Origin of the sequence: Brevibacillus sp. NSP2.1 (assembly GCF_000470975.2) — a bacterium.
Taxonomy (GTDB): Bacteria; Bacillota; Bacilli; order Brevibacillales; family Brevibacillaceae; genus Brevibacillus; species Brevibacillus agri.
This window is the reverse complement of the sequence record NZ_CP048274.1, coordinates 2754616-2771282: the sequence shown is the minus strand read 5'-3', so window position 1 is coordinate 2771282 and position 16667 is coordinate 2754616. Positions and strand designations below refer to the sequence as shown.

The following is a 16667-nucleotide window of genomic DNA, read 5'->3' as shown; positions in this document are numbered from 1 at the left end:
CACTCACTCCCGTTTTTTATAATGACACGCGCGGGTGTTGAAAAAGCGTTTGCAGGGCCTGCCTCAGTTCGTCGACGCTATACGCAAAAAAGGTAGGCGCTTCTTGCTGGAGCACCTCTACCGAATTATGGCCCCAGGCGACGGCGATGCTTTTGACTTGCGCCTCTCTGGCACAGATGAGATCATTTTTCCCGTCGCCGACGAAGACAGCGTGATGGATGCCGGAGTGCAGTTGCTCGATGGCCACAAGCAGACTTTCCGGGTGCGGCTTGGGATGGGTGACGTCATCGGAACAGACGACTGCGTCAAAATAGTCGATCAGCCGAAATTCGTTCAAAATATGGATCGTGCGCTTGCGGTCCTTTCCCGTACACAACCCGCACTTCCAGCCTTCCTCTTGAATGAACCGCAATACGTCCTCCATCCCCGCCACAATCTCGATCAGGTGGATGTTGGAGCTGGCGATTCGCCGATAATGCTCCACCATGCTCTCTGGCAAGTCCATTTTGGCGAAAATATTCGGAATCGAATCTCCGCTGTGTCCAAGAAACTCCGCAAAGGAAGGAAGCGGACCTTCGGAAACGAGCTGAAAGCTGTCATAGAACGCTTTGCGCTGCACCTCTAGCGAATCAATAATCACTCCATCGAAGTCAAACACGACACTTTTTTGCATACGCTTCTCCTTTTACCACGTCATTGTCCAAGGCAGGAGACGTCATCCGCACGCGCGCGGGCACTTTGGACAACCGTCTCCCCGATGGCTTGTTTACCGTTTGCCGCGTTGCTGGCGCAGGCTTTTTCTCAGCTCGCCCCGCTCTGTGCTTTGCTGCAAGTAATCGGTTTTGCTCGCCTGTTTGTCCTGTAAAAACAAGGCCAACGAGCGTATCGTCGGGTATTTGAACAAGTCGGCCATCTCGAGCGTTGTCTGCAACTCCTTCTCCAAACGGTTTTGCACCTGCATCAGCATGAGCGAGTGACCGCCCAGCTCAAAAAACCCGTCGTCTACGCCGACAGGCTCTTTGCCCAATATTTCTTGCCAGATGCTTGCGAGCAGCTCCTCCATGCGATTTTGCGGCAGAGTGATGCGCGCGCGCTTTGGCTTGCCGGCTTCAACGGCTGGCAAAGCATTGCGGTCGATTTTGTTCGGGCCGACCATCGGAAACGATTTCATTTCCAGCCAAAAGGACGGAACGAGGTAGCTCGGCAAAAGCTGCTTCACATAGTCGATAATCGCTTTCTCAGATTCGCTTTGCTTCAGCACATAGTAGGCGACGATCACTGGCTCGCCGTTCTCGTCGCAGACCGCTTTGACCACGCTTTTCAACATGCAGTCGAGCCCGTCAATCACCGTCTCGATTTCGTTCAGGTCGACGCGGTAGCCTCTGATTTTCAGTTGGGAATCGTTTCGGCCGTTGTATTCGAGGCAGCCATTCGGCAACAGCCGGCCGTAGTCTCCGCTTCTGTACAGCCTACCCGCCCCTTGCTGCGGATCGAGGACAAACGCTTTCGCCGTCTCTTCTGGCCGGTTCCAGTAACCCGGAGACAAATAGTCGCTCCGGTAATAGAGCTGGCCGGATTCGAAGACGCTCACTTCCCGGCCGCTTTCGCCGACAATCCGCAGTTCTATGCCGTCCACGACATATCCGGCTGGCGCTTTGGCATGCGGGACGGCCGTGTTTTTGTTCATGATGAAAAAGGAAATGACCATCAACTCCGAGCAGCCGAGGAAATTGACAAACAGGCAGTCATCCGCGCATTTTTGTTTGTACAGCTCGAAATCCGTCCCGGACACGACCTCTCCCCCCAGCAAAACCATGCGAATATGAGGAAGCTGGACTGCGTCGTCCAGATTTTTCATGAAAAAGCGGAACACGGAAGGGACAGAATGGAACAGCGTAATCTGCTCCTGATTCAGCCATTGCGCGAATCGCGGCATGCTTCCGTCCAGCTTGAAATCGTACAGGTGCAAGGTTGCTCCGTTCAGCAGGCTTCCCAAAATATCGAGAATGCCGATTGCGTGGCTGTACGATGTCAGCAAGGCGATACGATCGTGCGAATGGAGCCGCAATTCCTTGGTGAGCTGCGCGAGATAGTAGTAGACGTTTTGATAGCTTTGCAGCACGCCTTTTGGTTTTCCGGTCGAGCCGGACGTATAGAGAATAAAGGCGATCGCCTCTCCCTCGACGCGCAGCCCCAGATTGTCTTCTGCAGCATCGCTCGTTTCTTCCGACAGGTTGATCGTGGCGATGTCGAGCATGGCCTTGTCCGCGACCTCTTGTGCCAGGGCGAGGTTTGGCGAATCGGTCAGGAGGATGCCGGACTGCGTATCGCCGAGCATGTAAGCCAGCCGTTCTGCCGGAGCGCTTCGATCCAGCGGCACGAACGGGACCCCTGCCTTCAGCGCGCCGATCAAGGCGACGGTCATTTCCAGCGTGTTGCCAAAGAGCAGCGCAACAGGTGCCTGCCCCTTTCGTTGCGAGTTGCGCTCTGCGATTTTCCGGGCAACCTGATTCGCCCGGGCATTGAGCTGACTGTACGCCAGGGCATCGGCGCCGTGCTTGACGGCGATCTGGTCGGGATACTGGGCAACCTGCGCTTCAAACCGCGCTACGAGGTTTGCAGCAGGCTCGCGGAAGGAAAACGGCTCGTACGCGCAAGCCGGCGCGACCGCATTTTCTCTTCCCAGCACTTCGCGTTGCCGCAAGACAGGCAGCTCGCCGATCGACAAGTCCGGATTTTGCGTGATGCTCGCAAGCAGTTTGCGGTACTCGGCAAACAAGTACTCGACCGTCTCCTGCCGGAACAAGTCTGTGCGGTAAAAGCATTCCAGACAAATTCCTGTCGCCGTCTCGAATAAATGGATATTCAGATCGGCTTTCGTCGTTTTTACCTCGATCGGATACGCTGACAGCTTCATCTCCCCGTCGTGCGCGGCATCGCTTTCCGTCTGGTTTTTCATGCTCTGGTAATTGAAGATCGTATCGTACAAAAAGGTACGGCTCGGGTCGCGCTTCACATCGAGCTGATCCACAATCAGTTCCATTTGCAAATCCTGATTTTCCAAAGCGGCAAGCAAGCTCGCCTTGACTTCGCGGAGCAAGACGCGAAAGCTTTTCTCCCTCTTTGGCCGATTGCGCAGGACTAGCGGATTGACGAACATGCCGACGATCTCTTTTACGTCCTCGTGGTTTCGGCCTGCCTGCGGAATGCCTACCAGGATGTCCGCTTGGCCGCTGAGTCTTGCCAGCCATGCGTAGTACGCAGCGAGCATCGTCATAAACCAGGTGACGTGCTCTTCCTGGGAAAACCGCTTGATGCCATCGCTCAGTTGCTGGTCAAGCTCGACGATGATCCGGTCGCCGTGGAAGCTGAGCGAAGCCGGACGGGGAAAATCCGTCGGCAGTTGCAGCACAGGCAACACGCCTTCCAGTTGCTTCAGCCAGTACGCTTCCTGTTCCCGGTAAGCGTCCGACTGCGCAAACGCGTGCTGCCACTCGGCGTAATCTTTGTACTGGATAGCCAATGGCGGAAGCGACTTGCCGCTGTACAGTTCGCCAAAGTCTTTTATCAACAAATTAATCGACGTTCCATCGGAAATGATGTGATGGATGTCGAGCGCCAACACGCTTTTGTGCTCCCCGAGCCGGATTAGCCCCACGCGGAACAGCGGCGCCTGCGCCAGATCGAACGGCTGGACAAACTGCGCAAGGTCGCGCTCGACGGACTGCTCATCGGACATGAGGCAAATGACCCGGAAGTCAACGTGCGGGTGCACAACCTGGACGATCTCGCCGTCCACCACCTGAAACGAGGTGCGCAAGCTTTCGTGCCGCTCGATGATTTTGGCAAATATGTCTTCCACTCGCTCGGCTTCTATCGGCCCTTCCAGCAAAACTGCGGTCGACTCGTTGTACCCTACCGTATCCGGCACAAGACCTTGCAAGAAAAAGACCCGTTGCTGCGCAAGCAAAGTCCTGTAATGAGGCTTGGCCGCCACTGGCGCGATCGAATGCTGCCCGGCCTGGCGGCTGTTTGCGATGAAGGCGGCAAGCTTCTCAATCGTTTTCTCCTGGAAAAAGTCTGTCAGCGTAATATTCGCCTGGCACTGCTTGCGGATGCTCGTGCTGACGTGGATCGCCTTGAGCGAATCTCCGCCCAGTTCGAAAAAGTCGTCCGCTATGCCAATCGGAGCGATGCCCAAATGATTTTCGTAAATGGCGCACAGCGCTTTTTGCAAGTCGGTTGCGGGCGGGACGTACGCTGCGGACAATGGCGGCCTTTTTCCTTGAATCTTTGTGCGCACGGATTGCTGAGCGCTGCTACTTCCCCAGATGTCCTGCTTGCTGTCGCGCCTTTTTTGCACGCGGCTTTCGATATCCGTCGTAGAAATGAGGTAGGTAGCAGCGCCAGCCGCCAATGCTTTGCCGAATATGTCGCGTCCCTCTTCCGGCAAGATGCCGATCTGGCCAAAATCGTCGCCAGCCGCACCAGCGTTCATCCATTCGTCGAGAGCGAGCGTAATGCTCGGCTTGTTTCCGTCACTAATCCGCTCGGCAACCGAAGCGGATATGGCGATCATCGTGTAGTTGCGAATGTCAACGAGCACTGTTCCCGCTTCGTCCATAATCTGGATATCGAAGCTCGCCAAGCCGTCTTGCGGAAATTCGCTGTCCAAATATTTGCAATAGCTGTAAATGCGCCGCGGCATTTTGCCGTAGACGGCGAGCGATTCGTAGGACAGCGGAATGAACATCTCTTTTTTGCCGAGAAAGCCGAGCAAAAAGCTCGTAGCCGAATCGAGCATCCCCGGGTGCAAGTGATAGTCGTCCAGATCACTTTCATATTGCTCCGGTAGCTCAATCACGGCTAATCCTTCGTCTTTTCCTGCCATCACCTGGCGGATGTTGCGCCATCTTTTTCCGAAGATCAAATAGCCTGCGTGCTTTTTGTGATCCGAATCGCTAAATAGCACATTTCTGTCTGCGCACCGCGCTTTTAGCGCTTCCAGATGGACGCTGCCAGGCGGACGCTCAATCGTTCCAATCGTCCCGACTGTCCCGGTAACATGCGGCAGCCACGTATCTTCTGCCGGATGAATCCGGCTGTACACCGCAAACAAACAGCTTTCGTTGCTGTTCGGAGAGAAGAGTAGCACCACTTCTTTTTCCTCGTCCGCGCGCACCGTTATCGGCGTGTGGAACTGCACGTCTTGCAGGGCGCAAGGATTTTTCAGCAAGCTGTGGTCGGCCGCTTCCCGAACCATTTCGATCAATGCCGTTCCCGACAATACGCCATGCTCCTCTGTGCGGTGATCTTGCAAAACCCAGTGACGCTGCTGGCTCAGTCTGGCAACGAACAGCTCTTTGCCGCCTGCCTGAAAGCTGTAGTCAAAGAGCGGATGCGCCAGCGCCTGCTTCGGCGATGGCGCGATTCCCGACTTGACGGCCATCCCTACGTTTTTCCAGATATCCCACTTCAGATTGATGATGGCCTCGTTGCCATCCCGGTTGCGATACTCGGCATATGCATCCATAAAAGCATTGGCTGCGTTGTAATCAGACTGCCCGATCATCGGGGAGAGCGTGCTGATGGACGAGCAGAGCACAAAAAAGTCCAGGTCGTTTGCGCGCAAAATCCGATTCAAGTTCAGGCAGCCTGCTGCTTTGGCGAGAATGACCTGGTGCGGCGTCTCCTTTTTGGCCTGCTGGATCAAGCCGCTGCCCGGAAGCCCGGCGGCGTGAATCACACCGTGAATCGCCCCTGCTTCCTGTTGGACACGCTGCAACGTCGCGGCCAGAGCAGGGAAGTCGGAAACATCCGCCTGACAGACGTACACCTGCGCGCCTTTTTGTTCAAGCTGCCGCATTTGCCGGATTTTGGCCGCGATCGCATCTTGCTTGCCGTGCTCCCGCAGCCAGTTGTCCCACTCCTCTTTGGCAGGGAAAAACGAGCGCCCCAACAGAATCAGGCTCGCCTGGCAGTGACTGGCGATGTAGTCAGCCAACTCCAGTCCGATGCCGCCCGTTCCCCCGGTAATCAAATAAACGCCCCCGTCTTTGAGCGCCGCACCGGAACGGGCTGGGAGCGATACCGGCTCATAGAGCGGAAGCCACTTCGCTTTTCCGCGCAGCGCGAACAGCTCGTCTTGCCCTCCTGCGATCTCTTGCAACAGCTTGTCGACCAGACCGGAGGCGACGAGCTGCTCCTGGCAGGATATATCAATCAACTGGCAGTTCCTGTCGGGAAACTCCAGCGGAATGCCGCGCACAAGCCCGAGCAGCGTCGCTTTCCACGGGTTAAGCGGTTCGCTGCCGAGCACATCAAACAGGCGATTCGCCACGACAGCGAGCCGAATCGCCGCCGCCCCGTTCACTTCGTCCAGCGCTTGCACGAGGTGCAGGAGGCTGTCGTAAGTCGCATCCAGCATGCGCGCTGCCTGCTCCTGATCTGCTTCGACGAACTCGTCCTCGGATAGCGCCATGTACAGGATCGCGTCCGGTTCCGTTTTCGTTTTTTGCCAATACGTCTGCAAAACGTCCGTGTAGCTTGCCTGACTGTCGTCCGCCAACCCGCATCCGTTTTCCGCGCAAGCGACAGGAGCGCCGCCCCGCGCTACAAAAAAGGGCTGCGCAAACTGGCGCTTGCACGCTTCCACGACCGCCTCGGCCAGCTCGACATCATGGAAAATGATCGCAGACCGCCGCTGTTTGGGCGCAGACTCTGCCGACCAGTCTGAAAAAGCTGCGCGCTTCCACGTCGGTCTGTAGGACCAATCCGCGGCATCCTTTTGCGCCAGCGTCTGTTCCTTTACTTGTTGCAAAAACGCTTTCCCGAGCTTTGCCGGGTCATCGTCCAAAAAGTAGCGCTGCCGCTCAAACGGATACGTCGGCAACGGGATTCGCCCCTTCGCCTCGCGCTTGTGCAAGGCTTCCCAATGGATGGTCACTCCCCGGCTCCACAGCACGCCGATCCAGTGCCAAACCGCAGCTTCGCCGCAAGCCAACGACACCCACTCGCGGACAGGCCACTCTGCGTAGTCTCCCTCCGCTGCTCGCTTATTTCCTAGGAAAGCGACGACTGTCTTCGGCGTTTGACAAAGATCGGCAAGTCCGGCCGCAAACGAGCGCGGCGCGTTCAGCAGGGCATGCCAAAAGCTGCGATCTTGCAAATGCTCGCGGAACAGCTTGTCGCCATTTTCCGCCGAAAACAGCGGGATGCGCGGCTGGAAAACCGGATTTTCGGTAATCGCCGTCAGTTCATGGTCCAGAAAAGCGGCAAAACAATGCGCAAACGCTACTGCTTCGGCCAGCGCAGCCGCTACGAAATTTCCGCTCCGGAAGCCAACGATCCCGAAAGGCTGCTCCTGGCAGGCGAACGTGACTTTTGCAAAGGCATAAGCAAACAGGAAATGGATCGCTCGTAGCTCTACTGCCGCCTTTTCACCCGGAGCGAACAACCGGTGCAAGTCGAGCTTGCCGTGCGACCCGATTTTGCCCAGACATTGCGCCACTTCCTCGCGAAATGGCTGATGCTGTTCATACAGCTCGAGCGCGAGTTGAACGATTTCGGCCTCCCCGGTAATCTCCGGCACGAAATACAGGACAGCCGACTCGCCTTTTTCTACCGTCCGCAGCGGTACTTTTTTCGCGTCCAATTGAGGCAGCAGCTCCTGATAGTTCCGGGCAACCACATAGGAACGGTTGGACAAAGCCATTCTCCCTGCTTGCAGCGTATAGGCTGCGTCGTGCAGGTCGACTGCGGGCTGCTGTTTCAGGTGATTTTTGAAGCGGGTGATTTGCTCCTGCAAGGCCGTCGTAGTTTTGGCGGAAAAGACAAACAAGCGAGCTTGCTCTGCGGCAGCTCGCTTTTCGCGTATCGGCGCTTCTTCCAAAATGACGTGCGCATTCGTCCCGCCGATGCCAAACGAGCTGACGGCTGCTCGGCGCGGAGTGGCTGTTCGGTGCCAGTCGCGCAAGGAATGGTTGATGTAAAAAGGAGTAGTTTCAAACTCGATTTTCGGATTCGGCTTCAGCACATGAAGCGACGGAGGAATTTGTTTGTTTGCCAGCGAAAGCACCGTTTTGATTAAGCCGGCAATCCCGGCCGCTTCATTCAAGTGCCCAATGCTCGACTTGACCGAGCCGATGGCGCAGTATGCCTTTTTGTTCGTTTGAAAAGCCCGCTTGAGCGCTTCGACTTCGATGGAATCGCCAATCTTCGTCCCTGTCCCGTGCGCTTCCACCATGGTGATCGACTCTGCGTCAACTTCGGCCATTTGCAGCGCTGCCTCGATGACTTCTTTTTGCCCTTGAATGCTCGGGGCGGAAAAGCCGGCCTTGCGATGGCCGTCGTTGTTGATCGCCGATCCTTTGATGATCGCGTAAATATGATCGCGGTCCCGGAGCGCATCCTGCAACGGTTTCAAGACGACGACTCCCGCGCCGTCGCTGATGAGCGTTCCGGCGGAAGCGGCGTCAAACGCGCGGCAATGACCATCCGGCGAGTAAATGAGGTCGTCGGAATAGTAGTAGCCTTTTTTCGCCGGGAGGGAAATGTGCACACCGCCCGCAACCGCGATACTGCACTCGCCGTTCAACAATGCCTGGCTGGCCAGATGCACGGCAACCAGCGACGTTGAGCAGGCGCTCAGCACGGAGACGCTTGGCCCCTTCAGCTTCAGCTTGTAGGAGACAGACGTGCACAAGTACTCGCGAAAGCTGAGATTAAAAGTGGGGTTCTCGTCGGCGAGCATTTGTCTCAGCAGCCAGTTGACATTTTCCGTGCTCCCGGCGTACAGGCCGATCTGCCCTTTGTACGTCTCAGGATTGTAGCCTGCATGCTCCAAAGCGTTCATGACGACTTCGTGAAACAGCCTGATCTGCGGGTCCAGCACGGTCGCTTCCCGGGGGGTATAGTCAAAGAAGGCCGAGTCAAAGCAGTCGATCCCTTCCAAGTACCCTTTTGCCTTTACATAATGCGGGTCGTTGCAGAGCGCTGGATCTATTCCGGATTGCCGCATTTCCTCAGCGGAAAAAAACGCGATCCCTTCGACTCCATGTTTGAGATTGTCCCAAAATTGGCTGGCATTGTTTGCTTTCGGAAATTTGCAATCCATGCCAATCACAGCGATTTCCAGCCCTGTATATGCCTGATCGTCGTATTTATGCCCCATGGTAAGCTCCCATTTCCCTTTTCAAATTTGTTTACAGCCAAAACAAAACGAACCCTTCACCAGTCACTGGCAAGGGTTAGCTGCTCGCATGCGCGCGTCTTATGCAGTTAGGGTGCGATTGATAATCTCAATCACCTTTTCTTCTTCGTCATGGATAAAGAAGTGTCCACCGTGCAGAGTCACGATCGTACAGGATTGGCTCGTGTACTTTTGCCATTGGCTAATATCATCCGCTGTGACGAGGTCATCGTCATCACCCGTCAAAACCGTAACATGGATGTCCCACGTCTCCGGGGCCGCTTGCAGCAAATACTGTTCGACGTTTTTGTAGTCGCCCCGCAAAATCGGCGTGAAAATTTGCATAAGCTCCCGGTTTTCCGCCACTTCTTTGGGCGTGCCGCCAAGCTGGATGATTTCCGCGATGAACTCGTCATCCGGCAAGTGATGAATCTTTTTCTTGTCGCGAATATGCGGGGGATACATGCCGGACAAAAACAGATGCCGCGGCTGCTTCCAGCCATGCTTGCGGATTTGGTTCATCAGCTCGCAAATGTACAGCGTTCCCATGCTGTGTCCGAACAACGAATATTCGCCGTCGCCGACCTGCTCCACAATGAAAGGGAAAATGTCTTTGACACCGTCCGGCAAGGAAGGATAGAACGGCTCTCGAAAACGTCTCCCTCTCCCCGCCAACTCTACCGGCACCAACTCGATTCGCGGGTCCAGCCCCCGTTTCCACTTGCTAAAAGCCGTCGCCGATCCGCCTGCGTACGGCAAGCAAAATAACTTCATGCAATCCGTAGAGCTGCGATTGTTTTCCACTATGTCTTCCCCTTTGTTCACACCAAGCGAATTTTTTAAGCCTGTTTTCGGGCATAGCTCCGCCATTTCGTGTATCGAAGCCGGATACACTACACCGTGTCTACTCCATGTCGTATGACCCCTGAGCGATTTTAATGTGCCTAAGCTTCAATAAAACCTGTCAGGTTGTTTTGACGAGAAAATAGCAAAAAATTTTCCCTCTCGTTCGCTTTCCTCTGCAGGGCAAGTTTCCCGTTTTATCACAATTGAACCTCTCATGACCAAAAGCCACGAGATTCTTGGTTAGTCCGTTCTACTGAACAGAATTGGTGCATGATGTACCACCAAGCTATCCCCGTAGTTCCTACGGATCCTGCGATTATACAGATAGTAGTCTTTTGCCTTCGTTAAGAATATTCAAACTTGCATTTATGTCCCTATCCCATTCGCTATGGCAAGAAGGGCAAGTCCATTTACGCAAGTTCAGGTTTTTAACTTCTTTGTTTTGGTATCCACAACACGCACAGAGCTGAGAGGAAGCGAATGTTTTGCCTACGGCAACAACAGTACGACCATACCACTTTGCTTTATACTCAAGCATCGTTCTGAATTGATACCAAGGCACTTCACTAATCGCTTTGGCAAGTTTGTGGTTCTTAATCATGTTAGATACCTGCAAATCTTCAATCGCAATATTTTCGTTTGTGTGTTTCGTTGTATAGGATTGAACATTGTTCTTTTTACTTTTGAAGCGTGGAGCATCATTCTGCTTCTTGACGAATCGAGAATAGGCATCAGCAAGATTCTTTACTGACGACTGAATAGCGATGCTGTCTACTTCTTTGAGCCACGTCAATCTTTTTTTAGATTCGGTAGTTCAGAAGAACATACTCCGTATGATAATCCTTTGCCCGTTTCTTTGTACGTTTCATTCCCCTTAGCCAAGAAGTGGTTAAATACAAATCGACTGCAACCAATTGTTTTAGCGATTAGCACATCTTGTTCCTTGGTTGGATAGATGCGGAATTTGTACGCTTTATTTACTAACACTGCATGTCACCTCACTTTCTGATTTTGAATGTATAGTCGTATTTCGCTTCCATGTGTTCACTTACGATATTCTCGGCTAATTCATAAATATTTTAGAAAGATAACTTTGTTTCTGGATAAAGTTATCTTTCTAAAATCTCCGTATATCGTCTGTAGTTCAAACTAACAAAAATGCATTTATTTGGAAACCATTACAAATATACTACCCCATGCCCGTCCTGCTTGTCAATCCAAGGAGGAAATGGCGTTTTTAACGAACAGGCTGGGCCGTGTCGCTCACGCCAGCTCGATCCAGCACCTGTTTTACATGGTGCAAATCTTCCGCGGAGCGTATGCAGCTAAAAATGACATGCTTGATGCCCAGCTCCTTGTATCCGCGGAAATAGCTTGCCACCTCGTCGTAAGAGCCAACCAGCAGCGGCCCCCGGAACGCCTTGCCTTGCTCGACCGGAAAATAAAGCCGCTCTTCTTCTTCCGTATAATATCCGGCCAATCTCCCCTGCTTTTTCACAATTTGCATGAAGCGCATCGGCACTTCCTCTTTGGCAATCTCCAGCGCTTCCTCGGAAGTCGGGCGCGCGATCATGCCGAGTCGGCAGCACAATTCCACATGGGAGTCGTAGAGAATGTCAAAGCTTTTGACAAGCTGCGAGACCGGGCTTGCCAACTGGATGGCGACGTCGACCGCCTGGTGGGCAGCCTTTTGAAACAGCGTGGAGGCGCCCGGCATAAAAATGAGCGGCTGCAACGCTTGATCGACCTGGGCAAAAATTTGCAGGTCGTTGTAAGTGAAGTATTTGCCTTTGTAGGTCAACGGATCGTTCGAGCGAAGCAAGGCTCGTAAAATGTCGATGTATTCGACCAGTCGGTCAAAGCGCTCTTCGCCCGGAACGGTATCATTGACTTGCCGAAGCTCGGATATCGACTGCCCAGGAATCATATTTAGCGCAACTTTACGTCCGTACAAATGAACCAGCGAATGGATCATTTTCGCTGCTGTGAACGGCGGGACCGTATTCGGCTGCAAGGCGATGATCGGCAAATGATCGTTCGTAGCCTGCAAGGTGCCAGCCGCTACAATCCACGGATCGAGAGTCGTGTGCTGATAAAACAGCAACGACCCGGTAAAGCCGTTTGCTTCCAACAAATGCGCGGCTTCATGGATGATCTGGAGCTGATTCTTTTCGCGGTGATGCAGCCACATGGGCAAATCTGCGTAAAATTTCATGGAGCTTTTCCACCTTCCCCAAAATGGTTATGCGCTCGCAAACAGCCGAGCGGTTTTCGTCTTACTGGCTCACTTTTCCCTCGATATAGGCGATTAGTTGCTGGATCGTTTCAAAAAGTTCGACATTGAGCATGTCATCGTCAAACTGAAACCCGAATTCATTTTCAATCGCAACCACCAGGCGAATGAAGCCGAGCGAGTTAATCCCGACGTCCTGCAAGCGAATGTGCTGGGAAGAAAAATCAATCCCGCTTGGCTGCACTTGTTCTGGGCCGACTTGAAGCTCTTGCATCTGCTGCATGTAGATGTGCACCAGTTTTTCTTCAATTTCGTTTTTGGTTATCATCCAACGCTCCTCCGTTCACTGTTATGAAAATCGCAAAGGCTTTGCGGGCAAAAAAATGGACGGCTTCTACGACAGTTGCGGCTGGTGCTTGCGCAGCACGGTCAAAAACTGCTCGATCGCCAGCGCTTCCGCAGCCGCGATTTCTTCCAGGTAGCGCATGATTTTATGCAGCGTCGCCTCCTCCTGCTGCATGTAAAACTTGAGCGTCAAGTTGCGCGCGTTCCGCGCTTTGCGCTCGATTTCGCTATACGCCGCATGAAGCCGGTCGGGCGAGTCGAGATAGTCGGTGTGCTCCTGCATGTATTTGATCCGGGCGACCATCAAGCTTTTGTGCTCCCATAAGCTGTGGACGTGGCGCACGTCGAAGCCTGCCTTGCCCGCAAGCAAGCGTTCGTAATAGTCTTGCAGGCAACGATATGTGTCCAATCCGTAGGCGCAATGATCCCACGGGTTGGCGACCATGCGAAATCTGCTGGACGTATTGCCGGAAGTCAAATACTCTTCCAGCGTTTCCTGCACCAATGCCAGATCAAACGCATACGCCCCCGTTTCCTTGATTTTGTACAAATAGATGCGATTGCAAATGGCCTGGTGGTCGATCCGGGCGATGCTGTCATACGCCTGCGCAAACGCTTGAAAAGACGCGCTCGTGGTGGCGAGCATCTGCTTGTCTGTAAAGCCCAGCAATTGAAAGGTTTCGTTTTGCAGATCGACGCCGTGCACCAGCACATCGTGGGAGAGATGGCTTTTTTGATAGACGGCGCGCTCGGGAATGTAGTACTCATCGACATTCAGGTACACATAGTAGCCGTCCAGGAGGCAATCGCGGACAAACTCGACGATGTTCCTTTGGACGATGTTCATCGTGCCCCTTTGCAAATGCTCGACGTGCAGCCATGGGTTCAACGTATAGTCGTGAATGTAAAACGTAAACGGAACAGGCGGATCAGGGCGCTTGTCGAAGCACACCTGGATAAAATTGCTGTACAGCCAGGGCAGGCTTCTTTTGTCCTGCAAGACGATACATAGAGGAAAGGCAAAAAATTGATAGCCGAAAATCGGCGGCTGGACGACTGGCAGCGTTACGCTCTCCACAAGCATCTCCTCTTTTCCGTTTCGAATCATGATTTTGCGGGCATGGCTGCAAGCAAGCGTGCCGTTTAGTCCAAAAACGGACCGATCATCGAGCAAGCGAACTGCTTGATCTCCTCCGGCGTTCCTTTGGCGATGACCTCGCCGCCTTTGTGCCCCGCGCCTGGCCCAAGCTCGATCAAATAGTCGCAGTAAGACAGCACGTACGGATCGTGTTCGATGAGCAGGACGGAATGTCCGCTGGCGATCAGCTTGCCGAGAATGACCAGCAGTTTTTCCGTGTCGTAGTAACTGAGGCCGACAGTCGGTTCGTCCAAAATGTACAGAAAGCTTCCCTTGCTGCTTTTTCCCAGCTCGCGCGCCAGTTTCAGCCGCTGGGCTTCTCCCCCGCTCAACGTCGTCAGGCTTTGCCCGATGAGAATATAGCCCATGCCGAGTTCCTCGATCGTGCCGAGCATCTTGCTGATTTTGGCGTGGTCAGAGAAAAACGCGTGCGCTTCGGAAATCGACATCTCCAAAATGTCGGAGATCGTGCGCTCTTTGTAGCGAACCTGCATCACTTCCTGCTTGAATCGCTTGCCGCGGCAGGAAGGGCACGGATCGCTGAACGTCAACTGCCCGAGCCATCTTTTGATTTGCCCGTTTCCGTTGCAAATCGGACACGAGCCTGTCGAGTTGAACGAAAAAGAACTGCGCGTAAACTGCCGGGCGATGGCCTCCTCCTGCGCGGCAAAAAGTTGCCGGATGTGGTCCCACACCCCCAAAAACGTGGCGACGCAAGAGTTTTCATGGCGCCGCGCCAGCTTCTGCGTGACGACGATGCAGCCGTCGACGTTTTCCGCGCCTTCCAGCCTGGCATCGGCGTGCGCATGGGCGTAATCGCTGTCGTGCTCTTCTTCCTCCAGCAACTGCTTTTGCTTGCCCGCTTTTGCTTTCAACGCTGCTTGAAGCTTAGGGATAAGCGTGTCGATCACCAGCGAGCTTTTTCCGCTGCCAGACAGCCCGCTGATGCCGACGATGGCACGCAAAGGAAGAGCGACGTCGATGTTTTTCAGATTGTTCGTGCGCGCGTTGCAAATCGACAGCTTGGGAGCGGATGCGTCCACGCCGCTTGCGTATTCTTTTGGCGGGTGCTTTTTCTTCCGCAAATACCGGGCCGTGATTGATTCGCGCGACTGGAGAAAGCCGGCGTAGCTCCCCTGGTAGACGATAGAGCCGCCGAGTTGGCCAGCCAAAGGGCCGAAGTCCATGATGTAGTCGGCGTGCTTGATGACGCTTTCATCGTGCTCCACGACAATGACCGTGTTGCCTTGCTGCTTTAGCCGATGGAAGCTTTCGATGATCTTTTCTTTTTCTTTTTCGTGCAGCCCGGCGGTCGGCTCGTCAAAAATGTAGATGATCGAATCGACCTTTGCCGACAGGTGAGACATGATGTGCAGCCGCTGTGTCTCCCCTCCGCTCAACGTCGGGATTTCGCGATACAGGTTCAGATAGGACAAGCCGACCGTTTCGAGGCAATCCAGCTTGCGCAAAATCTCTCCGAGCAAGTGGGCAATAAACGGGGTATGCGGCCGCGCTGTCTGGTAGTGGCGGAGAAATGCCGCCAGGTCGCTGACATTCATCTGGCAAAGCTGTCCGATATGCTTGTCGCCAATCGTAATCGAGAGCGCTTTTGGCCCGAGCCGGAACCCTTGGCATCTCGTGCACGGCCGCGTCGTCTGCAGATCGGGAAATTGCTGCAGATTGATCTTTTTCAGCTTTTCTTCAATGACGACAGTGACTCCGTAAAAAATCAGGTGGCCTTTGCTCTGCGTCCGCTTCGGCCGATAATGCAAAAACGCTTCCTTCGCTTCCGGCGGCAACTCGGCAAAAGGCGTGTCCGCGCTCACCTGAAAATGTTTGCTGAAATTATCGAGGCGCTTGTACACGTACTCCTTTTCCTCATTTTTCGCGTGCGGGAACTGGTAGGCGAACTGATGCCACCGTTCAATCGTTTCGCGCTCCGACGGCAAAATTTTCTCGACGTTTACCTCGACGACACTTCCCCTGCCGCCGCAGGCCGGGCATGAGCCATGCGGGGAGTTAAACATGAACAGCCCCGGCACAAATTCGTCTGGCTGGTGCGAGGCTATCTCCTTGCCTGCCCGCTGTCCTTCCTGGGCGTAAATGATCGCCAGCAGGTTCAAAATGCGGGTGACGGAGCCGACGACCGAGCGCGGATTCAGATTGCTGACAGTTCGCTGCTGCACGGCAATCGTCGGGCTGAGTCCCTGAATCATGTCAAACGAGTCGTAGTGCAGGACATCGTGCGCGATGCCCAGCGCCTCCAAGTAAATCCGCTGCCCCTCGTGGTGCAAGGTGTCGAAAATAAAGCTGGATTTCCCCGAGCCGCTAACTCCCGTGACGACGATAAACTGATGCTTCGGAATCGTCGTGGTGATGTTTTTCAGATTGTGAAGCTTCGCGTTGTAGACTTCAATGTGCACCCGTTCTCCATTCCTTCCCACTGATCGATGTTCGCTGCTCTTTTACGTACTGCGCGATCCCTCGCAAGCCAAGCTCGTACACATTGGCCTTCAAGCCGATCACGTGGCCCACAGCGTTGGCGAAGAAAATTGATTCGGCATGCCAGCCGCCCCGTTCAAAAATGTTGGACATGTGCACCTCGATATAGGGAATGCCGACTGCGGCCAGCGCGTCGAGTATCGAGTAACCGGTCTTGGAAAATCCCGCCGGATTCAGCACCACGCCGTCCAGGTCGTGCAGTTGCTGCTGAAAAAAGTCGACGATTTCGCCTTCGTGGTTGGATTGGAAAAAGAGGACATCCACTTGCAGCTCGCCCGCCAGCCTGTACAGCCTGTCCTCGATTTGCTTCCAGGTGACGGTTCCGTAAATCGCGGTTTCCCGCAATCCGAGCAGGTTCATGTTCGGTCCGTTTACGATTGCAATTCTCATAGCGTTTATCATTCTCCTACGTG

8 protein-coding genes and 1 pseudogene are annotated in these 16667 nt (G+C 54.1%); all 9 read right to left on the bottom strand.

Annotated features, from left to right (window positions below; translation table 11 throughout):
• Positions 1-16: 16 nt before the first annotated feature.
• Entirely contained in the window at positions 17-673 is a 657-nt protein-coding gene (locus M655_RS13740; RefSeq protein WP_026557205.1) for an HAD family hydrolase, read from the bottom strand.
• A 93-nt stretch (positions 674-766) separates the two neighbouring features.
• On the bottom strand, positions 767-9172 hold the full coding sequence (locus M655_RS13735) for an SDR family NAD(P)-dependent oxidoreductase (RefSeq protein ID WP_026557206.1): 8406 nt from the start codon (positions 9170-9172) through the stop codon (positions 767-769).
• A 99-nt stretch (positions 9173-9271) separates the two neighbouring features.
• Positions 9272-9994, bottom strand: a complete 723-nt coding sequence (locus M655_RS13730; RefSeq protein WP_152344092.1) for a thioesterase II family protein — start codon at positions 9992-9994, stop codon at positions 9272-9274.
• Between the two features lie 358 nt (positions 9995-10352).
• Positions 10353-11023, bottom strand: a pseudogene (locus M655_RS13725) (RNA-guided endonuclease TnpB family protein).
• A 250-nt stretch (positions 11024-11273) separates the two neighbouring features.
• Complete coding sequence (locus M655_RS13720; RefSeq protein ID WP_007786655.1) at positions 11274-12251, bottom strand: LLM class flavin-dependent oxidoreductase; 978 nt, start codon at positions 12249-12251, stop codon at positions 11274-11276.
• Positions 12252-12312: 61 nt separating this feature from the next.
• Positions 12313-12597 (bottom strand): acyl carrier protein, encoded by a 285-nt coding sequence (locus M655_RS13715; RefSeq protein WP_025848607.1) that lies wholly within the window; start codon positions 12595-12597, stop codon positions 12313-12315.
• 66 nt (positions 12598-12663) lie between these two features.
• Positions 12664-13788 (bottom strand): cysteine peptidase family C39 domain-containing protein, encoded by a 1125-nt coding sequence (locus tag M655_RS13710; RefSeq protein ID WP_235694776.1) that lies wholly within the window; start codon positions 13786-13788, stop codon positions 12664-12666.
• A complete protein-coding gene (locus M655_RS13705; RefSeq protein WP_026557208.1) occupies positions 13758-16175 on the bottom strand; it encodes an excinuclease ABC subunit UvrA in 2418 nt (805 codons plus the stop codon). The genes M655_RS13710 and M655_RS13705 overlap by 31 nt, the downstream gene beginning before the upstream one ends.
• Entirely contained in the window at positions 16165-16644 is a 480-nt protein-coding gene (locus M655_RS13700) for a type II 3-dehydroquinate dehydratase (protein WP_005834032.1), read from the bottom strand. The genes M655_RS13705 and M655_RS13700 overlap by 11 nt, the downstream gene beginning before the upstream one ends.
• Between the last annotated feature and the right edge of the window lie 23 nt (positions 16645-16667).

Bases quoted from the DNA above. Each gene is read 5' to 3' on its own strand.
- M655_RS13740 (WP_026557205.1), bottom strand. From the start codon at position 673: ATGCAAAAAAGTGTCGTGTTTGACTTCGATGGAGTGATTATTGATTCG.
- M655_RS13735 (WP_026557206.1), bottom strand. From the start codon at position 9,172: ATGGGGCATAAATACGACGATCAGGCATATACAGGGCTGGAAATCGCT.
- M655_RS13720 (WP_007786655.1), bottom strand. From the start codon at position 12,251: ATGAAATTTTACGCAGATTTGCCCATGTGGCTGCATCACCGCGAAAAG.
- M655_RS13715 (WP_025848607.1), bottom strand. From the start codon at position 12,597: ATGATAACCAAAAACGAAATTGAAGAAAAACTGGTGCACATCTACATG.
- M655_RS13700 (WP_005834032.1), bottom strand. From the start codon at position 16,644: ATGAGAATTGCAATCGTAAACGGACCGAACATGAACCTGCTCGGATTG.